Source organism: Stenotrophomonas maltophilia group sp. SKK55, from assembly GCF_057179845.1.
In genome coordinates this window covers 120,053-140,287 of the sequence record NZ_JBXUHP010000005.1, presented here as the reverse complement: position 1 = coordinate 140,287, position 20,235 = coordinate 120,053, and the positions used below count along the sequence as shown (strand labels likewise).

The 20,235-nt window shown below is 66.2% G+C and carries 14 protein-coding genes; 4 read left to right on the top strand and 10 right to left on the bottom strand.

Annotated features, from left to right (window positions below):
- Window positions 1-17: 17 nt before the first annotated feature.
- The 10 genes from AC2A1N_RS03645 to AC2A1N_RS03600 form a co-directional block, all read right to left on the bottom strand.
- Complete coding sequence (locus AC2A1N_RS03645) at window positions 18-434, bottom strand: roadblock/LC7 domain-containing protein (protein WP_061478181.1); 417 nt, start codon at window positions 432-434, stop codon at window positions 18-20.
- The gene (locus AC2A1N_RS03640; RefSeq protein WP_242889915.1) at window positions 427-975 is read right to left on the bottom strand and encodes a GTP-binding protein; all 549 of its coding nucleotides are present in this window, start codon (window positions 973-975) and stop codon (window positions 427-429) included. The genes AC2A1N_RS03645 and AC2A1N_RS03640 overlap by 8 nt, the downstream gene beginning before the upstream one ends.
- Window positions 968-1,933: a hypothetical protein gene (locus AC2A1N_RS03635; protein ID WP_061478182.1), complete on the bottom strand. Its 966-nt coding sequence runs from the start codon at window positions 1,931-1,933 to the stop codon at window positions 968-970. Before AC2A1N_RS03635 ends, AC2A1N_RS03640 begins: the two co-directional genes overlap by 8 nt.
- Window positions 1,934-2,242: 309 nt before the next feature.
- Entirely contained in the window at window positions 2,243-4,465 is a 2,223-nt protein-coding gene (locus AC2A1N_RS03630; RefSeq protein WP_154351514.1) for an NADP-dependent isocitrate dehydrogenase, read from the bottom strand.
- Window positions 4,466-5,271: 806 nt separating this feature from the next.
- A complete protein-coding gene (locus AC2A1N_RS03625) occupies window positions 5,272-5,736 on the bottom strand; it encodes a hypothetical protein (protein ID WP_242889913.1) in 465 nt (154 codons plus the stop codon).
- Window positions 5,737-5,817: 81 nt separating this feature from the next.
- The gene (locus AC2A1N_RS03620) at window positions 5,818-6,111 is read right to left on the bottom strand and encodes an RHS repeat-associated core domain-containing protein (RefSeq protein WP_242889911.1); all 294 of its coding nucleotides are present in this window, start codon (window positions 6,109-6,111) and stop codon (window positions 5,818-5,820) included.
- Between the two features lie 163 nt (window positions 6,112-6,274).
- Complete coding sequence (locus tag AC2A1N_RS03615; RefSeq protein WP_019336714.1) at window positions 6,275-6,787, bottom strand: hypothetical protein; 513 nt, start codon at window positions 6,785-6,787, stop codon at window positions 6,275-6,277.
- Between the two features lie 43 nt (window positions 6,788-6,830).
- Window positions 6,831-7,124 carry a LysM peptidoglycan-binding domain-containing protein gene (locus AC2A1N_RS03610; protein ID WP_049410686.1) on the bottom strand — a complete coding sequence of 98 codons (294 nt, stop codon included), beginning with the start codon at window positions 7,122-7,124 and terminating at the stop codon, window positions 6,831-6,833.
- 189 nt (window positions 7,125-7,313) lie between these two features.
- A complete protein-coding gene (gene queF, locus AC2A1N_RS03605; protein ID WP_061478185.1) occupies window positions 7,314-8,132 on the bottom strand; it encodes an NADPH-dependent 7-cyano-7-deazaguanine reductase QueF in 819 nt (272 codons plus the stop codon).
- A gap of 491 nt (window positions 8,133-8,623) precedes the next feature.
- Window positions 8,624-9,943, bottom strand: coding sequence for a M20 family metallopeptidase (locus AC2A1N_RS03600; protein ID WP_088496586.1), 1,320 nt, complete (start codon window positions 9,941-9,943; stop codon window positions 8,624-8,626).
- 186 nt (window positions 9,944-10,129) lie between these two features.
- Here AC2A1N_RS03600 and AC2A1N_RS03595 point away from each other — a divergent pair, with 186 nt between their 5' ends.
- The 4 genes from AC2A1N_RS03595 (at window position 10,130) to AC2A1N_RS03580 (ending at window position 20,192) form a co-directional block, all read left to right on the top strand.
- Entirely contained in the window at window positions 10,130-11,374 is a 1,245-nt protein-coding gene (locus AC2A1N_RS03595) for an efflux RND transporter periplasmic adaptor subunit (protein ID WP_242889909.1), read from the top strand.
- A 74-nt stretch (window positions 11,375-11,448) separates the two neighbouring features.
- The gene (locus AC2A1N_RS03590; protein ID WP_061478187.1) at window positions 11,449-14,682 is read left to right on the top strand and encodes an efflux RND transporter permease subunit; all 3,234 of its coding nucleotides are present in this window, start codon (window positions 11,449-11,451) and stop codon (window positions 14,680-14,682) included.
- A 31-nt stretch (window positions 14,683-14,713) separates the two neighbouring features.
- Window positions 14,714-17,836 (top strand): efflux RND transporter permease subunit, encoded by a 3,123-nt coding sequence (locus tag AC2A1N_RS03585; protein ID WP_061478188.1) that lies wholly within the window; start codon window positions 14,714-14,716, stop codon window positions 17,834-17,836.
- Between the two features lie 286 nt (window positions 17,837-18,122).
- The gene (locus AC2A1N_RS03580) at window positions 18,123-20,192 is read left to right on the top strand and encodes a TonB-dependent siderophore receptor (RefSeq protein WP_484371507.1); all 2,070 of its coding nucleotides are present in this window, start codon (window positions 18,123-18,125) and stop codon (window positions 20,190-20,192) included.
- Window positions 20,193-20,235 lie beyond the last annotated feature (43 nt).

Below are 20,235 nucleotides of genomic sequence, written 5' to 3'. Positions count from 1 at the left end.
TTCCCCTGCGGCCGGGCTCACGATCCGCCGAGTTCGGCCAGGATCGCCTGGCCACATTCCCTGCTCTGCCACAGCACCTGGCCGATCACGCTGCGCTGGTCGCAGGCCGCCATCAGCAGCAGCGGCGCACGCCCTTCGGCCTGGATTGCCAGCATCAGCACCTTCCCGCCCATCGCTTCCAGCATCAGCGTCTGCAGATCGCCCAGCACCAGTTCGCGCCCCACCGCTGCGGCCAACGCCAGCATCGCGCTGGTCATCGCCGCCAGCCGTTCGCCGCGCCCGTCGGCACCGGCGCTGACCAGGGCAAAGCCATCGACGCTGGCCAGCACCACCGTGCGCACGCCTTCCACCCGCTGCTGCAGGTCCTGCAGCAGCGGCTGCAGGCGCTCACGCTGGCCCGCATCGGGCAGTACCGCCATCTGCCCGTCACCCATACGCGGCCACCAGTGCGTGCGCTTCCATTTCGCTCATCAGTACATCCATCAGCAGCAGTCCCTGTTCGCGGTCACGGGCATCGACGGCCAGCAACGGCAGCGGCTGGTCGTCGAGGCAGGCGTGCGTGGCCCAGTCATCCAGCGCCGCCTGTGGTGCCTGGTCCAGGTGGGTGACGGCCACGACCAGTACCAGGGATGATGCGAACGGCTGCAGCACCTGCAGGTAGTCCTGCAGCTCGCTGGCAATGCCGGCGCGACGTGCGTCCAGCAGCAGCACCGCGCCCCGTGCACCCTGCAGCAGGATCGGCCACAGGAAATCGAAACGCTGCTGGCCGGGCGTTCCGTACAGACGCAGGCGTTCTCCGTTGGGCAGGTCGATGTCTGCGTAGTCCAGCGCGACGGTGGTGGAGGCCTTGTCGGCACCGAGGCGATCACTGTTGGCCACATCGGTGTCGATCACCGCGCCGGCCGCGATGCTGCGCACGAGTGTCGACTTGCCGCTGCCCATGCCACCGAGCACGACCACCTTGTGCTCACGCATTGCGCTCACTCCCGCGCAGGTGCCGCCACAGGCGGGCAAGCAGTCCGTTGTCGGTGCGGGTGCCACCGGTCGCCATCATCGGCGCCGCCGGGGCGGCCTGCAGCTGCGCGTAGCCACACAGGTAGGCCGCGTGGATGAAATCGCGAACGGCCGCCGCCGGCAGCTCAAGCAGCATCGCGCATTCTTCAACCGTGCACGCGCGCTTGAGCAGCAACGAGCACAGGCGGAATCCATCGTGGTCGTGTCCCAGTACGCGGAAATCCGGCCAGCGCAGCAGCTTCACCGAAGCCCCGCGCAGGCGTTCGTCCAGTGCCTGCCAGTGGCGGCTGCGTTGCGCCCATTGCCACAACAGCGGCCGCAGCGGCTGGCGTGGTCGCTCACCAGCCAGCGCCTGCAGGCGCATTGGCGTCAGTGCATCCAGCTGCAGGCGTTCGAAAGCATCGGCCAGGCGCTCCACCACTGCGCTCGCAGGTTCCTGCAACAGCACGGCCTGGTCGTGCTCCAGATCCATCAATAGCAAAGGTTCGCCCGCATCACTCAACAGTGCCTGGCCATGGCGCAGCGGCAACCGCTCGCGCAGCAGGCGGGTAATGGCGTGTGCGCCATCGGCCAGACGTATCAGCGCGGGTGCGGGCATGGCCAGGGGCTCCGGTGCCAACTGCATGCGACGCAGCGCGCGGCCGATGGCACCGTCGTCGAGCACATCCTGGTGTCCGTCGCCGTCGCGCAGTTGGCCGCCGTTGTCCTCGATCCAGCATTGCAGGCGCGGTCGCTGCTGGCGCATGCGCTGGGCCGCGTTGCGCAGTGCCGGGGTATCGCGGATGACCAGCAGGTCGCAGTCGTCCAGGTCCTGGCTGCGCCGGACGTGGCCGTCCGGCAGTGCCGACGCCAGGCGCAGCCGTTGCAGCAGGGCCTGCTCGCCCTGGATATCGGTTCCCACCACCAGCACGCGTGCCATCCGTGTTCCCCGGGCGACCACCTCCCCGGTGGTCTCGCGTCGCCAAGGCTAGGATATTGCCGACGAAGACCGTCGTGATCGACTGCTCAGATTGAAGGCGCTTGCACACCCCCTTCTGTCGGTTCTGCGACAGCCATCGCGGGCAAGTTTCATGCCCCGTTGACGGCAGTCCGACAGCTGACGGATGTCACGGTTTTCATCGCCAGGGGTCGGATCCCTTTTGCCATGCAAAAGGGATCTGACCCCGGAGCCAAAAAAGAAACCCGCGCCGAAGCGCGGGTTCCAGTGTCACCACCGAACGGCGCAGGATCAGCCGCGCAGCTGCTCCAGCGCGGCGTTGAAGGTCGCGCTCGGGCGCATCGCCTTGCTGGCCTTGGCCAGGTCCGGGCGGTAGTAGCCACCGATGTCCACGGCCTTGCCCTGCACCGCGATCAGCTCGTCGACGATCTTCTGCTCGTTGTCGGTCAGCGCCTTGGCCAGCGGTGCGAAGCGTGCCTTCAGCGCGGCATCCTCGTCCTGCGCGGCCAGGGCCTGCGCCCAGTACAGGGCGATGTAGAAGTGGCTGCCACGGTTGTCGATGCCACCCAGCTTGCGCGACGGCGACTTGTCGTTGTCCAGGAACTGGCCGTTGGCTTCGTCCAGCGCCTTGGCCAGCACGCGGGCGGCGGCGTTGTCATAGCGGTTGCCCAGGTGTTCCAGCGACGCGGCCAGGGCCAGGAACTCACCCAGCGAATCCCAGCGCAGGTAGTCCTCTTCGACGAACTGCTGCACGTGCTTCGGGGCCGAACCACCGGCGCCGGTCTCGAACAGGCCACCACCGGCCATCAGCGGCACGATCGACAGCATCTTGGCGCTGGTGCCCAGCTCCATGATCGGGAACAGGTCGGTCAGGTAGTCGCGCAGCACGTTGCCGGTCACCGAGATGGTGTCCTCGCCCTTGCGGATGCGGTCCAGCGAGAACGCGGTCGCTTCCACCGGCGGCAGGATGCGGATGTCCAGGCCGTTGGTGTCGTGGTCCTTCAGATACTGCTCGACCTTGGCGATGACCTGCGCGTCGTGGGCGCGGGCGGCATCCAGCCAGAACACGGCCGGGGTGCTGCTCAGGCGGGCACGCTCGACGGCCAGCTTGACCCAGTCCTGGATCGGCGCGTCCTTGGTCTGGCACATGCGCCAGATGTCACCGGCTTCCACGGCGTGCTCGAACACCACGGTGCCGGCATCGTCGGTGACCTTGACCACGCCATCGGCAGCGATCTGGAAGGTCTTGTCGTGCGAGCCGTACTCCTCGGCCTTCTGTGCCATCAGGCCGACGTTGGGCACCGAACCCATGGTGGCCGGGTCGAAGGCGCCGTGCGCCTTGCAGTCGTCGATGACGGCCTGGTACACGCCGGCGTAGCAGCGGTCCGGAATGACGGCCTTGGTGTCCTGCAGCTTGCCTTCGGCGTTCCACATCTTGCCGGAGTCGCGGATCATCGCCGGCATCGAGGCGTCGACGATGACGTCGCTCGGCACGTGCAGGTTGGTGATGCCCTTGTCCGAGTTGACCATGGCCACGCCCGGGCGCTGTGCGTACTCGGCAGCCAGGTCGGCTTCGATCGCAGCACGGGTGGCTTCCGGCAGCGACGGCAGGCGCGCAGCCAGGTCACCGATGCCGTTGTTGGCGTCGAAACCGGCCTGCTTGAGCACGTCGGCGTGCTTGGCCAGCACGTCCTTGTAGAACTCATTGACCGCCACGCCGAACATGATCGGGTCGGAGACCTTCATCATGGTCGCCTTCAGGTGCAGCGAGAACAGCACGCCCTGAGCCTTGGCATCGGCAATCTGCTCGCCGATGAACGCGGCCAGTGCCTTGCGGCTCATCACGGCGGCGTCGACGATCTCGCCGGCCTTGACCGCGGTCTTTTCCTTCAGCACGACGGCGCTGCCGTCCTTGCCGTGGAAGGTGATCTTCAGCGAACCGGCGTTGACCAGGGTGGCCGACTTTTCGCTGCCGTAGAAATCGCCGGCGGCCATGTGCGCCACGTGCGACTTCGAATCGGCCGACCAGGCGCCCATGCGGTGCGGGTGCTTGCGCGCGTAGTTCTTCACCGACAGCGGTGCACGGCGGTCGGAGTTGCCTTCGCGCAGCACCGGGTTCACCGCGCTGCCCTTGACCTTGTCGTAGCGCGCCTTGTAGTCGCGCTGCTGGTCGTCGGCCGGGGTTTCCGGGTAATCCGGCAGCGGGTAGCCCTGGTCCTGCAGTTCCTTGATGGCCGCCTTCAGCTGCGGCACCGAGGCGGAAATGTTCGGCAGCTTGATGATGTTGGCGTCCGGGGTGGTCGCCAGCTGGCCCAGCTCGGCCAGGTCGTCGCTGACCTTCTGCGCGTCGGACAGCAGTTCCGGGAACTGCGACAGGATGCGGCCGGACAGCGAGATGTCACGGGTTTCCACCACGATGCCGGCCGTGGCGGTGTAGGCGTCAACGATCGGCAGCAGCGACTGGGTGGCCAGGAACGGTGCTTCGTCGGTCAGCGTGTAGAGGATCTTGGACATGGGGGACTTGGACTCTGTAGCAATGCTCAGGGGAAGGCCGGCGCCAGCGCCGGGCCACGTGCAACCGTGTCGCGCGCGAGGCGGGGCCCCACGCTTTCCCCCGTCGCCGTCAGGGTGGGCGCGCGGCGGGGAAACCCCTGCATTGTCGCGTTTTCAGTCGCGCGGGGCAAAGCCACGCCATACGCGGCGGTACTGGACCGCTGTGTTTCGTCGTTGGCTCGCTTCCGGTCTGGAAGCTGAGGCTTGATGGCTAATTCGACTTCCCGCTCGTTGAGGCACGCATGACCCACTCCGACAATCCCTGCCCCCACTCGGCACGCCTTGGACAGATCAATGTCTGCGAGCGCTTGCTTTGCTGGAAGTTGCAGATTCGGAATCCCCCAACGACGGCGGCCAGGCTGGCGAGTTCATCTGCTGTCGCTGCAGAGCCTCGGATGTGCAGCGAGCCGGCGCCAGATGATCCGGGTCGAACGTAGACGTCGTACCGGGTGGAAGGTCCTTCCGCCCTTGCATACCCCGACACGACATATCCGCCATCCGTGAAGCGCAGATCCGGCGTGCTTCCTGGCACAGGCTTTTCGGGGGCATCGCCCTCGTAGATCAAGGCGACTTCCCTACCATCACGCCTGATGCGGTGCAGACCAAAGTCAACAGGTGCCTCGTAGGTCACGGACATGCCTGTCGGCAGCCGCACACAGGCGCCGTATAGGAAGTGGTCACAACTGTAGCTCCACAGGCTAGATTCCTGGGCCCACGAAGTGAGCGGGAATAAGAAAGCGAAGAAAACCAAAATGCGTGCAAGCATCTCAACGCTCCCGTTTCTGAACTGCCGAATCACCGTCCACAATTCCACCGATGGTATGGCTGTCAACCACACCGGGAACCCTATTCATGATTCCGTCGCCGCGTGCAGGGTTGGGCAGCCCCGTTGTCTTGTCATAGAGATCATCCACACCGCCAAGATGTGACACTTCATGAGGAACAACACCCTTGTCAAATCTATCCAGGACATTGATCTCGCCCTTCTTTCCGCCCAACTCCGCAAAACTACGTCCGCTGCGGTGGGAGGTTTCCCCGTTGACAAGCTTTATCTCATTACGGGCGGCCCGCGGGGTACTTCTTTCAATGTCAGTGACCTCGACCGTCACGCGCGTCTCCTTCCCGCCAATATCATAGGTTCCTGACATTGACGCCACCTGCTCTTTGAAGGTCGCTATGTTCTTGGGTGTCGCACCATCCCCTGAAAACTTTGTTGGGAAGCTGATTTTCACCGAACCGTCCTTCATCCGCGTAACTACAGGAACTCTGCCGTCCGGATCGACAAAGTTGTAAGGACTGCTATTGGCGTATCGCTACCTGTTGAAGAGGGAAGACTTCCCACCATAGGCAGCGACGGGATCTACACTGAGAAAGGCACCTATTTCGGGAGAGTAATATCGTTGCTGCATGTAATTGAGACCTGTCGTGGAATCAAACACATGGCCTGAGTAACCAGGACCATCTGCCGCGGCGATTCCAACGACAGAGCCATAAGGCTCGTATGTGAATCTCTCGATCACCTTCCCGTTTGAGTCCGTAATAGCCACCGGACTCCCGAGTGCATCCGTATGAACATAGGTGACTACTTCACCGTCCGTCGACGCCATTGCCAGCGTGAGAACAATCCAGTTGAGCGTCCCATCCCTCCCACGCTTCCATATTCCGTTCAGCGTACCCGAGATCCCCTCGATCGGGTATCGCCCAACAAAAAAGGACGCAGCCTCGCGGCTGCGTCCATCGTGAGCCCTGCCGGGAGAGAGTCGGCTGGACTTACTTGACCTCGAACTCCTGCGGCGTTCCGGCCGCCTTGCCATCGACGGTGACTTCGGCGCGGTACTTGCCGGCCGGCCAGCCCTTTGCATTCTTGAAGGTGACGTTGGTGGTTTCCGCACCGCTGGTGTTCAGCGTGGCATTCTGTTCGCCGGCCACCTGGCCGTCCTGGTAGGTCAGCTTCGCGCCAACGGTGACGTTGTTGGCAGCACCGTCGGTCTTGACCGAGACGATGATGTCGTCCTTCGGCGCGAACAAAGCCGTCGTCGCAACCGACTTGTCGGCGGCTGCGGTCTTGCCGACGGTGACCGCCGAGACGCTCACTGCAGCAGCTTCGGCCATCGGCGGCGGCGCGCCGGTCATCGGGGCCGGTGCTGCCGGTTCGGCCGGAGCAGTCGCTGCCGGAGCGGCATTGTTGTCGGTCGACTCTTCTTTCTTCTTGCAACCGACCAGGGCGACGCTGCCCAGCAGGGCGGCGATCAGGGCGGTCTGGAGCGGGGTGGTCTTGATCATTCGGGGTTCCTCCCAGGGATTGTTGGACGGCACTCTGGCCGGCTTACTTCGGCGGCAGTTTCAGGGTCTGGCCCGGGAAGATCTTGTCCGGGTCATCAAGCACATCGCGGTTGGCTTCGAAGATCTTCTTCCAGGCATTGGCGTCGCCCAGATGCTGCTTGGCGATCTTCGACAGCGAGTCACCCTTCTGCACGGTATAGGTGCCGCCGCTGACAACGTCTGCGGTGCTGTCCACCGAAGCGCTGACGCCGGAGAAGTCCGCCTTCGGTGCCTGTTCGGCGGTACTGTCGACGCTGCTGCTGACGCCGGAGAAATCGGCTTTCTTCTCGGTACTCATCCACAACTCCCGTCTGCATGACTACGTGGTTCGCACGGTGCCATGGAGGTTGTTAAATGGGGATGGTGCAGATGTGAAGCCGCCCCCGGGGGCGGCTGAACAATCGGGGGAATGGACGCCCGGTAGTGCCGTCCGCTGGCCGGCGCTCGCCGGGCATGGCCCGGCACAACGGGTATCCGACTGCGGCGGTTACTGCCGCAGCTCGCGGTAGGTCGCAGCCGGGGCGGCGATGCCGGGGCTGGCACGCCAAGGGTTGATGTCCAGGCCACCACGGCGGGTGTAGCGGGCCTCAACCTCGAGCCAGTGCGGCTGGCAGCGCGCGGACACCTCGCTGAAGATCCGCTCGACGCACTGCTCGTGGAACTCGGCGTGCTCGCGATAGCTGACCAGATAGCGCAGCAGGCCGGCGCGGTCGATCTTCGGCCCACGGTAACGCAGGCTGACCGTGGCCCAGTCCGGCTGGCCGGTGACCGGGCAGTTGGACTTCAGCAACGCCGAAACCAGGGTCTCCTCCACCACCTCGCCCGCATCGGCGGCAAGGAAGTCGGCCTGCGGCGGGCCGTAGCAATCGATCTCCACGTCCAGCCCGTCGATGGATTCGCCGAGCGGCGTCTCGCGCAGACCCGGCAGGCCGAACTCGACCTGGACCGGCGCACCGGCACAGGCCGACAGGTCCGCCACGATGCGCGAGCGCAGCGCCTCGGCGCTGTCGATGCGGGTGCTGTTGAGGGAGTTCAGGTAGAGCTTGAACGACTTCGACTCGATCAACCGCGGCGAGGTGCAGGGCACCTGGACGGTGGCCACGGCCACCTGCGGCTTGCCACGCGGGTCGAGCCAGCTCAGTTCGAACGCATGCCAGCGGTCGTGGCCGACGAACGGCAGCGCGGCATCATCGAGGCCGATCTCGGCACGGGCGCCGCTGCGCGGGATGGGAAACAGCAGGCCGGGATCGTACTGCGACGGGTAACTGACCTCGCGACCGAGGCTGGAATCCTGTGGGGTGTTCATGAGACGCATTGTATCGCGCGGAGGGAGGGCCTTCGGCCTGGCCGGCCAACGGCGGAGCCCCTCCGTGGTGGGGTGTTGGGTCGTCGAAAGCCTGGATTCCCGGGAGTGGGCCGGGCGGATGGGGCTGGCGGGGACGCCGTGAATCCGTCCCTGGAGGCTTAGCCGCGCCATCCATGGCGCGGATACCCCGCCAGCCCCACCCGCCCGGCCCCCCGACACATTTCTGCCGCCGATCCACCACGGGAAAGATCAGAAAGTCAAAATCCGATCCTTCGGACATTTTCGATGTCTGCCATCCACGCATGGCGTGGATCTACCGGCAAGCCACGGGATCGGGTCTGGAGGAAAGCCCCCTGAGTCAGGGGGCGGCCGCGAAGCGGCAGGGGTCTGGAAGCTGGTAAGGGGGGCCCACTGTTCGCGCAGCGAACTGTGGGAGCGACAGCGCGCATGCGATGTCGCGTACCCAGGGCTGCAAGCCCTGCCGGCAACCCTCACCCCGCAGGCGAGCCGGCACCGTGCAGGTAATCCAGGCTCACCTGCAGCAACGCGCGCAATCCCACATCCAGCGCCTTCTCATCCAGCAGGAACTTCGGCGAATGGTTGGCCGGCGCCGTCGCCGGATCGATGCCCACGCTGGTGGACCCGACGAAGAAGAACATGCCCGGCACTTCCTTCGCGTACAGCGAGAAATCCTCCGCGCCCATCTGCAGCGGCGGCTCGTACACGTTGTCCTTGCCCACGACCGCCTGCAGGCTCGGCAGCATCTTCGCGGTCAGCGCCGGGTCGTTCACCGTGGCCGGGTTGCCCTCCGATTCGTAGATGTCGGTCACCGCCTTCGCACCGTGCGCGGCGGCCGTGTGCTCGGCCACGTTGCGCAGGTCGGCAAAGATCTGCTGGCGCATGCCTTCGTCGAAGGTGCGGATGGTGCCGACCATCTCCACTTCATCGGGAATGATGTTGTAGCGGATGCCGCCGTTGATTGCGCCGAAGGTCAGCACCGCCGGTTGCTTGGACAGGTTGGCGCGGCGGCTGACGATGGTCTGCGCGGTGCCGACCAGATCGGCGGTGGCGACGATCGGGTCAACACCGTTCCACGGTGCCGAGCCATGCGTCTGGCGACCGATCACCTTGATCCCGAAGCGATCAGAGGCAGCCATCAATGGGCCGCCGCGCACCGCGATCTGGCCGGCCTGCACGCTGGAGAACACATGCAGGCCGAACACTGCCTCCGGCTTGAAGTCGGCAAACAGCCCTTCCTTCAGCATCAGTGCGGCACCGCCCTCTTCCGGCGGCGGCGCGCCTTCCTCGGCCGGCTGGAAGATCAGCATCACCTGGCCCGGCAGGTCCTTCTTCATTGATACCAGCGCTTCGGCCACGCCCAGCAGCGTCGCGGTGTGCGCGTCGTGGCCACAGGCATGCATCACGCCCACGGTCTGCCCGCGGTACTGGTCGGTGGCCTTGGAGGCGAACGGCAGGCCGGTCTGCTCGGTCACCGGCAACGCGTCCATGTCTGCACGCAACGCGATCTTCGGACCCGGCTTGCCGCCTTCGATGATCGCCACCACGCCGTGGTGGGCGATGCCGGTCTTCGGCTTCAGGCCCATCGCCCGCAGGCGCTTGGCGACCTCGGCCGAGGTGCGCGCCTCGCGATTGGACAGCTCCGGATGTTGGTGGAAGTCACGACGCCATTCGACCACCCGGGCCTGCAGCCGCTGCGCGGCGGCGGTCACTTCCGGGCGTTGCCCGTCCTGGGCATGGGCAAGCGCCGGCAGGGCCAGCAGCAGGGCGGACAGCAGCAGCGAACGGCGCATCGCAATCTCCACAGCAAGAGGGTTCCAGCTGAATGTAGGGCAACACCGGCGCCACGGGAACCTCCGGCGCCGCATCCGGTCTTAGCGCCCGTCCCATCCGTCATGCAGGAAACGTGATGTGGCACAGGTATGCTTTGCGCATTGTCCCGGCGTCCCGTCCGGTCCAGCCCTCTCGGAGTCCTCGTAATGTCACGTGTTTGGAAGATCGTGCTGCTGGTCGTGGCGATCCTGGTGCTGGCCGTGGTCGGCCTGCGCGTCATCGGCGGGGGCAAGGACAAGGCTGGAAAACCTGCTGCGGGCGCGCGCCAGGGCGGCGAAGATCCGAGTGCCGGTCCAGTGCCGGTGACCGTGGTGGAGGCCACGCGCCAGGACGTGCCGGTGTATGCCAGCGCGCTGGGTACGGTGACCGCGATGAACACCGTCACCGTCAGCCCGCAGGTCGGCGGCCAGCTGATGAGCCTGAATTTCCGTGAAGGCCAGGAAGTGAAGCAGGGTGATGTGCTGGCGGTGATCGATCCGCGCACCGCCCAGGCCAGCTACGACCAGGCCGCGGCAGCCAAGCGCCAGAACGAGGCCCTGCTGGCCACCGCGCGCTCCAACTACCAGCGCTCGAACGCGCCGGAGTATCGCCAGTACGTCGCCAAGACCGATCTGGATACACAGCGAAACCAAGTGGCACAGTACGAAAGCGCCGTGGCCGCAAACGAGGCCAGCATGCGCTCGGCGCAGGTGCAGCTGCAGTACACCCGGGTCACCGCACCGATCTCCGGCATCGCCGGCATCCGTGCGGTCGACGCCGGCAACGTGGTCAACGCCGGTACCGCGCTGGTCACGTTGACCCAGATCCATCCGATCCACGTGCTGTTCAACCTGCCCGAGCGCCAGCTCGGCGATGTGCGCCAGGCGCAGGCCGCCGGCACGGTGCCGGTGGCGGCGCTGGACCGCGCCGATTCGCACGTGCTGTCCGGCGACGGCAAGCTCGATGTGGTCGACAACCTGATCAGTGCCGACAGCGGCACGTTCAAGGCGCGCGCCGTATTCGACAACACCGACAACGGCCTGTGGCCGGGCCAGTTCGTCAACGTGCGCATGCAGCTGCGCACCATCGGCGGCGGCGTGGTCATTCCGACCCAGGCGGTGCTGCGTGGCCCGGACGGCGAGTACGTCTATGTCGTGCAGGGCGACAACACGGTGAAGATGCAGACCGTGCGCAGCGGCGTGGAAGTGGGCGACAGCCAGGTGCAGATCGCCGAAGGCCTCAAGGGCGGCGAGCGGGTGGTCAGCGAAGGCCAGTTCCGCCTGAAGCCGGGCAGCAAGGTCACCGCGCTGAAGCCGGGCGAGACCCCGGCCGCGCCGACCGAGGCCGAACTGAAGGCGGCCGAACAGAAGAACGCGGGCGGCGGTGGCCGTCGCGGTGGTGGCCCGCGCTGAGCGCAGGCCACGGTTCTCCCTCGCGCCGGCGGACCTGCCGGCGCCGACATTGAAGTGCCAGCAAGGATCAGTCCGTGGGCTTTTCGACGATCTTCATCCGCCGCCCGATCGCTACCTCGCTGTTGATGGCGGGCCTGTTGCTGCTGGGCATCCTCGGTTACCGCAAGCTGCCGGTGTCGGCGCTGCCGGAAATCGATGCGCCCAGCCTGGTGGTCACCACCCAGTACCCCGGCGCCAACGCCACCACCATGGCCTCGCTGGTCACCACCCCGCTGGAGCGCCAGTTCGGGCAGATCTCCGGGCTGGAACTGATGACGTCGGACTCGTCGGCCGGGTTGTCGACGATCATCCTGCAGTTCTCGATGGACCGCGACATCGACATCGCCGCGCAGGACGTGCAGGCGGCGATCCGCCAGGCCACCCTGCCCTCATCGCTGCCCTACCAGCCGGTCTACAACCGGGTGAATCCGGCCGACGCGGCCATCGTCACCCTGAAGCTGACCTCTGACACGCGCCCGCTGCGCGACGTCAACAACTACGCCGATTCGATCCTGGCCCAGCGCCTGTCGCAGGTGCAGGGCGTGGGCCTGGTTTCGATTGCCGGCAACGTGCGGCCCGCCGTGCGCATCCAGGTCAATCCGGCGCAGCTGTCGAACATGGGGCTGACCCTGGAACAGCTGCGCAGCGCGCTGACCCAGGCCAACGTCAACGCGCCGAAGGGTTCGTTGAACGGCAAGACCCAGTCCTACAGCATCGGCACCAACGACCAGCTGGCCAGCGCCGCCGAGTACCGCGACACCATCATCAGCTACAAGAACGGCCGCCCGGTGCGGCTGTCGGACGTGGCCGAGGTGATCGATGGCGTGGAGAACGACCAGTTGGCCGCCTGGGCCGATGGCAAGCCGGCGGTGCTGCTGGAAGTGCGCCGCCAGCCCGGTGCCAACATCGTGCAGACCGTCGAGCGCATCCGCGCGATCCTGCCGCAGCTGCAGGGCGTGCTGCCGGCCGACGTGCACCTGGAAATCTTCAACGATCGCACCGAGACCATCCGCGCCTCGGTGCATGAGGTGCAGTTCACCCTGATCCTCACCATCGGCCTGGTGGTGGCGGTGATCTTCGTGTTCCTGCGCCGCCTGTGGGCCACGATCATCCCGTCGGTGGCAGTACCGCTCTCGCTGGCCGGTACCTTCGCGGTGATGGCCTTCGCCGGCATGTCGCTGGACAACCTGTCGCTGATGGCGCTGGTGGTGGCCACCGGCTTCGTGGTCGACGACGCGATCGTGATGATCGAGAACATCGTGCGCTACATCGAGCAGGGCAAGAGCGGCAAGGAAGCGGCCGAGATCGGCGCACGCCAGATCGGCTTCACCGTGTTGTCGCTGACCGTCTCGCTGGTGGCGGTGTTCCTGCCGCTGCTGCTGATGCCCGGCGTCACCGGCCGCCTGTTCCACGAGTTCGCGTGGGTGCTGAGCATCGCCGTGGTGCTGTCGATGCTGATCTCGCTGACGCTGACCCCGATGATGTGCGCCTACCTGCTCAAGCCCGACGCCCTGCCCGAGGGCGAGGACGCGCATGAGCGCGCGGCAGCGGCCGGCAAGCAGAACCTGTGGACGCGCACCGTCGGCCTCTACGAGCACAGCCTGGACTGGGTGCTGGGCCACCAGCGCCTGACCCTGGCCGTGGCCGGTGGCGCGCTGGTGCTGACCGTGCTGCTGTACGTGCTGATCCCCAAGGGCCTGCTGCCCGAACAGGACACCGGCCTGATCACCGGCGTGGTGCAGGCCGACCAGAACATCGCCTTCCCGCAGATGGAGCAGCGCACCCGGCAGGTGGCCGAAGCGCTGCGCCAGGACCCGGATGTGACCGGCGTGTCGGCCTTCATTGGCGCGGGCAGCATGAATCCCACGCTCAACCAGGGCCAGCTGTCGATCGTGCTGAAGGAACGCGGCGAGCGCGATGGCCTGGATGAGATCCTGCCGCGCCTGCAGAAGGCGGTGGCCGGCATTCCGGGCGTGGCGCTGTACCTGAAACCGGTGCAGGACGTGACCCTGGATACCCGCGTGGCCGCCACCGAGTACCAGTACTCGCTGTCGGACGTGGATTCGGCGACGGTGGCGACCCAGGCCACGCGCCTGACCGAAGCGCTGCGCAAGCGCCCGGAACTGGCCGACGTCGACAACAACCTGTCCAACCAGGGCCGCGCCCTGGAACTGAACATCGACCGCGACAAGGCCAGCGTGCTGGGCGTGCCGATGCAGACCATCGACGACACGCTCTACGATGCGTTCGGCCAGCGCCAGATCTCGACCATCTTCACCGAGCTCAACCAGTATCGCGTGGTGCTGGAAGTGGCACCGGAGTTCCGCACCAGCACCGCGCTGATGGAACAGCTGGCGGTCGCCTCCAACGGCGCCGGCGCATTGACCGGCACCAATGCCACCAGCTTCGGCCAGGTCACCTCCTCCAACTCGTCCACCGCCACCGGCATCGGCGCGCAGAACACCGGCATCACCGTCGGCGCCGGCAACATCATCCCGCTGTCGGCGCTGGCCGAAGGCAAGGTCAGCAGCGCCCCGCTGGTGGTCAGCCACCAGCAGCAGCTGCCGGCGGTGACCGTGTCGTTCAACGTGGCGCCGGGCTATTCGCTGTCCGAAGCGGTGCGAGCGATCCAGGAGACCAAGGACAGCCTGGACATGCCCACCCACCTGCATGCCGAGTTCATCGGCAAGGCGGCTGAGTTCACCGGCAGCCAGACCGACGTGGTGTGGCTGCTGCTGGCCTCGCTGGTGGTGATCTACATCGTGCTGGGCGTGCTCTACGAGAGCTACATCCACCCGATCACGATCATCTCCACGCTGCCGCCGGCCGGCGTCGGCGCGCTGCTGGCGCTGATGCTGTGCGGGCTGAGCCTGTCGGTGGATGGCATCGTCGGCATCGTGCTGCTGATCGGCATCGTCAAGAAGAACGGCATCATGATGGTCGACTTCGCGATCGAGGCGCGCCGCGCCGGTGCCAACGCGCATGAAGCGATCCGCCGCGCCTGCCTGCTGCGCTTCCGCCCGATCATGATGACCACCGCTGCGGCCATGCTCGGCGCACTGCCGCTGGCGCTGGGCACCGGCATCGGTTCGGAGCTGCGCCGCCCGCTGGGTATCGCCATCGTTGGCGGCCTGCTGCTGTCGCAGTTGGTGACCCTGTACACCACGCCGGTGATCTACCTGTACATGGAGCGCTTCTCCGAGTGGCTGGCGCGCCGCCGCGAACAGCGTGCGCTGCGCGATGGTTCGCTGCAGGAGCCGCAGGCATGATCCACGCCCCACTGCCGTGGGGGGCCGCGCGATGAACCTGTCCGGTCCCTTCATCCGCCGCCCGATCGGCACCGCACTGCTGGCCATCGGCTTGTTCATGGTCGGCCTGATCTGCTACCTGCGCCTGGGCGTATCGGCGCTGCCGAACATCGAGATCCCGGTAATCTTCGTGCATGCCAGCCAGTCCGGCGCCGACGCGGCGACCATGGCCTCGACCGTCACCGCGCCGCTGGAACGCCATCTCGGCCAGCTGCCGGGCATCGATCGCATGCGCTCGTCGAGCTCGGAAGGCAGCTCGCTGGTGTTCATGATCTTCCAGAGCGGCCACAACATCGATTCGGCGGCACTGGATGTACAAACGGCGATCAACTCGGCCCAGGCCGACCTGCCCTCGGGCATGGGCTCGCCGATGTACCAGAAGGCGAATCCGAACGACGACCCGGTGATCGCCATCGCGCTGACCTCGCAGACGCAGTCGGCCGACGAGCTCTACAACGTGGCCGACTCGCTGCTGGCGCAGCGCATCCGCCAGATCAGCGGCGTCGCCTCGGTCGACATCGCTGGCGCGTCGACGCCGGCGGTGCGCGTGGATGTCAACCTGCGCCTGATGAACGCGTTGGGCCTGACCGCCGATGACCTGCGCAACGCAGTGCGCGCGGCCAACGTGACCTCGCCCACCGGCTTCCTCAGCGATGGCAACACCACCACGGCGATCATCGCCAACGACTCGGTGGCGCGCGCCGCCGACTTCGCCGACCTGGTGGTCAAGACCCAGGGCGACGGCCGGGTGATCCGGCTGAAGGATATCGCCAACGTCTACGACGGCCAACAGGATGCCTACCAGGCGGCGTGGTTCGACCACAAGCCGGCGGTGGTGATGTACGTGTTCACCCGCGCCGGCGCCAACATCGTGGAGACCGTGGACCGGGTCAAGGCGCAGATCCCCACCCTGCGCGACTACCTGCAGCCGGGCACCACGATGACGCCGTACTTCGACCGTACGCCGACCATCCGTTCGTCGCTGCATGAAGTGCAGGTCACCCTGCTGATCAGCCTGGCGATGGTGGTGCTGACCATGGCGCTGTTCCTGCGCCGGCTGGCACCCACCCTGATCGCGGCGGTGACCGTGCCGCTGTCGCTGGCCGGCGCCGCGCTGGTGATGTACGTGATGGGCTTCACCCTGAACAACCTGAGCCTGCTGGCGCTGGTGATCGCGATCGGCTTCGTGGTCGACGATGCGATCGTGGTGATCGAGAACATCATGCGCCACCTCGACGAAGGCATGCCGCGCATGCAGGCGGCGTTGACCGGTGCGCGCGAAATCGGCTTCACCATCGTCTCGATCACCGCCTCGCTGGTGGCGGTGTTCATCCCGCTGCTGTTCGCCAGCGGCATGATGGGCGCGTTCTTCCGCGAGTTCACCGTCACCCTGGTGGCGGCCATCGTGGTCTCGATGATCGTCTCGCTGACGCTGACCCCGGCATTGTGCAGCCGCTTCCTCAGTGCGCACGACCACAGCGCGCCACCGTCGCGCTTTGGCCGCTGGCTGGACGCCGGCCACGAGCGCATGCTGCGCATCTACACCGTGTTCCTCGACTTCTCGCTGCGCCACGCGCTGCTGCTGTCGCTGACGCCGCTGATCCTGATCGGCGTCACCATCTTCCTGTTCGGCGCGGTGAAGAAGGGCGCGTTCCCGCCGCAGGACACCGGCCTGATCTGGGGCCGCGCCAACTCCAGTGCCACCGTGTCGTTCGAGGACATGGTCGCGCGCCAGCGCCGCATCACCGACATGCTGATGGCCGACCCGGCGGTGAAGACGGTGGGTGTACGCCTGGGCAGCGGCCGCCAGGGCTCCAGTGCACAGTTCAACATCGAGCTGAAATCACGCAGCGACGGCCGCCGCGAAACCACCGCGCATGCGTTGGCGCGCCTCAGTGCCAAGGCCGATCGCTATCCCGACCTGCAGCTGCGCCTGCGCGCGATCCAGGACCTGCCCAGCAACGATGGCGGCGGTTCCAGCCAGGGCGCGCAGTACCGCATCTCGCTGCAGGGCAACGACCTGGCCGGACTGCAGGAATGGCTGCCCAAGCTGCAGGCGGAACTGAAGAAGAACCCGAAGCTGCGCGACGTCGGGACCGACGTGGACAATGCCGGCCTGCGCCAGAACATCCAGATCGACCGCGCAAAGGCCGCGCGCCTGGGCATCACGGTGGGCGCCATCGACGGCGCGCTGTACGGTGCGTTCGGCCAGCGCCAGATCTCCACCATCTATTCGGACATCAACCAGTACAGCGTGGTGGTCAATGCCCTGCCCTCGCAGACCGCCACCCCGGCGGCGCTGGATGAGGTGTACGTGCGTGCGCGCAACGGCGACATGGTGCCGATCACCGCGGTGGCCACGCAGATGCCTGGCCTGGCCCCATCGCAGATCACCCACGAGAACCAGTACACGACGATGGACCTCAGCTACAACCTGGCTCCCAACGTGAGCATGGGCGAGGCCAAGGCGATCATCGACGCGACCGTGGCCGGCATGCGCATGCCCGGCGACATCCGCCTGGCCGACGATGCGGGCTTCGGCTTCAACTCCGATCCCAGCGATATGCTGATCCTGGTGTTCGCCGCGATCCTGACCGTGTACCTGGTACTGGGCATGCTCTACGAGAGCCTGATCCACCCGGTCACCATCCTGTCCACGCTGCCGGCGGCCGGTGTCGGTGCGCTGTTGGCCCTGTTCGGCACCAACACCGAGCTGTCGGTGATCTCGATGATCGCGCTGGTGCTGCTGATCGGCATCGTCAAGAAGAACGCGATCATGATGATCGACTTCGCACTGGTGGCGCAGCGCGAGCATGGGCTGGCGCCGCGCGATGCCGCACGCGAGGCCAGCATCGTGCGCTTCCGCCCGATCATGATGACTACGATGGTCGCGATCCTGGCCGCAGTGCCGCTGGCCATCGGCCTGGGTGAAGGGTCCGAGCTGCGCCGCCCGCTGGGCATCGCGATGATCGGCGGCCTGCTGTTCTCGCAGAGCCTGACCCTGCTCAGCACGCCGGCGCTGTACGTGATCTTCTCCTGCCTGGCCGAGCGCTGGCGCACCCGTCGCGCGCGCAGGCGCGAAGCGAAGCTGCTCAAGCGCGCGCAGCGGGCGTAGCAGAGCCCATCCACGCATGGCGTGGATCTACTTCTAGGTGCTGCGAATCTGCCGGCCAGCGGCCGGCACTACCACGGGCACGGAGGGTGGGTGCGGACCGTTGGTCCGCACGCCTCCGGGTTTGACGTGCTGTAACGAAAAGAGAACAATTCCCCTCCAGCCATGGTCCTGCGCCCCTTCGCGGCGCCCCGCTGCCCTCTCCGGCAAGCCTGCGTGATCCCAGCCATCAACCTTTCCCCCCATGCGGGCGGATGGCGCGTGGCCGTTCGCCGAGGATGACTGAACCATGCTCCTGCACCCACTCTGCCGCCCGGCCCTGCTTGCCGTTTCCCTGTCACTGGCCTGTGCCGCGCATGCCCAGTCCGTACCCGAGCGCACCCATCGGAACCGCAGTGCCACCGATCTGGATGCGGTGAAGGTCACCGCCGAACGCACCCACGCCGATACCGGCGCCCTTGGTGATCGCGTGCTGCGTGATACCCCGTTTGCGATCACCGCCGTGGGCCGCGAGCAGATCGAGCAGCGCCAAGTGGTCTCGCTGGGCGAAGCGTTCCTGCTCGACCCTTCGGTCACCACCCAGGTCAGCGCCTATGCCAGTGGCTGGAGTTCGCCGATCCGCAACCGTGGCATCGACCTGAACTTCGACAGCTATCGGGTCAATGGCCTGCAGGTCTCCTCGTGGGGTACCGAGTGGCCGCTGGAAGTGATGGAACAGGTCGATCTGCTGAAAGGCCCGGGCGGATTCCTGTACGGTTTCGGTGCCCCCGGTGGCATCGTCAACTACATCACCAAGAAGCCGACCGACACGCCCACCTTCTCCGCCCAGCTGGGCTGGCGCGAGCAGGGCATCGTCAGCGGCGGGATCGACGTCGGCGGCCGCTTCGGCAACGAGCAGATGTTCGGTTATCGTTTCAACGCCTACCGGGAAAAGGGCGAAACCTTCAACGGTGGCCACGTCGATCGCAAGGTGGGCGCACTGTCGCTGGACGCGCGCCTGAGCGACGCACTGATCTGGACCTTCGACGGCGTGTTCCAGTCACGCGACCTGCGCGAGGAATCGCCGCAGTACTACTTCCGCGGACTGACCTCATTGCCACGACCGATCGCCGGGAATGCCGGCAACAGTGTCCCCGGCACCTACTACGACACTCGTTCCAGCCTGTTGTCGACCCGCTTGGACTGGCAGATCAACAGCGACTGGAAAACCAGCCTGAGTTATGGCGTCACCACCTCGTGGAATGACGTCAACAAGATCTTCGCCTACATCGATTCGCCCAATGGCGACTATGACGTCAACGTCTATGAACTGGGTGGCAAGAGCGAGTGGAAGCTGGCGCAGGCGATGCTGCAGGGCAGCTTCCACACCGGTCCGCTGCAGCATCAGGTGGTGGCAGGCATCAGTCACCAGACCGGGCTGGGCTGGGACCGTCCCTACGAATGGAGCCTGATCGGCCGCGCCAACCTGTACCAGCGCCATGCCATCCGCCATGACGCCGTCGGTTCACGGGTGATGACCCGCGGCGACGAGACCGTGCAGCAGGCCGTGTTCGCAAGCGATACCGTCGATCTCGGCAGCGGCTGGTCGGTGCTGGCGGGCTGGCGCTACAACGATTACGAGACCAAGGGCCGCTACCACACCTATCCGGTCACACCGACCTATGCCGTGATGTTCAAGCCCAGCGAGGCGGTCATCCTCTACGCCAGCTACATCGAATCGCTGGAAGCGGGCAGCCGCGTAGGCAACAACTACGTCAACGCCGGTGATGTGCTCGACCCGACCCTCAGCAAGCAGTACGAGATCGGCGCGAAGGCCGAGGCCGCGCGCTGGAATGCGAACGTGGCGGCGTTCCGGCTGGAGCGTGGCGCAAATATCGATGAACTCACACCGGCCGGCAAGCGCCTGGTGCAGGACGGCATCACGCTGTACGAAGGCATCGAAGCCAGTGCCGACCTGCACCTCAGCGATGTCCTCACGGTTGGCGGAGGCGTCACCTGGCTTGACCCGACCTACGACAGGCTGTCCCCGGCCAGCGTCGCACAGGAAGGCAACCGTACCGCCGGTGCAGCGCGCTGGAGTGGGGTCGTGCACGCCACCTACCAGCTGCCGTGGGTGGATGGGCTGGAGTCCTACGCCGCGGTGCGCTATTACGGCGATGTCTGGTACGACGCCGACAACACCCTGAAGCTGCCCGACTACACGCTGGTCAATGCAGGCATCGGTTACCGCCTGCTCGCCTCCGGTCATCCGGTGACCGTGCGCGCCAGTGTCGAGAACCTGGCCAACCGGAAGTACTGGTCCAACGCCGGCACAGGCCTGCCACGCACGTTCGCTGTGAGCGTGCGGTTCGACATGTAAGGCCCGGCACCACCGTGGGTGCGGATCGTTGGTCCGCACTCCA

Bases quoted from the DNA above. Each gene is read 5' to 3' on its own strand.
- AC2A1N_RS03640 (WP_242889915.1), bottom strand. From the start codon at position 975: ATGCGTGAGCACAAGGTGGTCGTGCTCGGTGGCATGGGCAGCGGCAAG.
- AC2A1N_RS03600 (WP_088496586.1), bottom strand. From the start codon at position 9,943: ATGCGCCGTTCGCTGCTGCTGTCCGCCCTGCTGCTGGCCCTGCCGGCG.
- AC2A1N_RS03610 (WP_049410686.1), bottom strand. From the start codon at position 7,124: ATGAGTACCGAGAAGAAAGCCGATTTCTCCGGCGTCAGCAGCAGCGTC.
- AC2A1N_RS03615 (WP_019336714.1), bottom strand. From the start codon at position 6,787: ATGATCAAGACCACCCCGCTCCAGACCGCCCTGATCGCCGCCCTGCTG.
- AC2A1N_RS03635 (WP_061478182.1), bottom strand. From the start codon at position 1,933: ATGGCACGCGTGCTGGTGGTGGGAACCGATATCCAGGGCGAGCAGGCC.
- AC2A1N_RS03630 (WP_154351514.1), bottom strand. From the start codon at position 4,465: ATGTCCAAGATCCTCTACACGCTGACCGACGAAGCACCGTTCCTGGCC.
- AC2A1N_RS03595 (WP_242889909.1), top strand. From the start codon at position 10,130: ATGTCACGTGTTTGGAAGATCGTGCTGCTGGTCGTGGCGATCCTGGTG.
- queF (WP_061478185.1), bottom strand. From the start codon at position 8,132: ATGAACACCCCACAGGATTCCAGCCTCGGTCGCGAGGTCAGTTACCCG.
- AC2A1N_RS03580 (WP_484371507.1), top strand. From the start codon at position 18,123: ATGCTCCTGCACCCACTCTGCCGCCCGGCCCTGCTTGCCGTTTCCCTG.
- AC2A1N_RS03620 (WP_242889911.1), bottom strand. From the start codon at position 6,111: ATGGCGTCGACGGACGGTGAAGTAGTCACCTATGTTCATACGGATGCA.
- AC2A1N_RS03645 (WP_061478181.1), bottom strand. From the start codon at position 434: ATGGGTGACGGGCAGATGGCGGTACTGCCCGATGCGGGCCAGCGTGAG.
- AC2A1N_RS03585 (WP_061478188.1), top strand. From the start codon at position 14,714: ATGAACCTGTCCGGTCCCTTCATCCGCCGCCCGATCGGCACCGCACTG.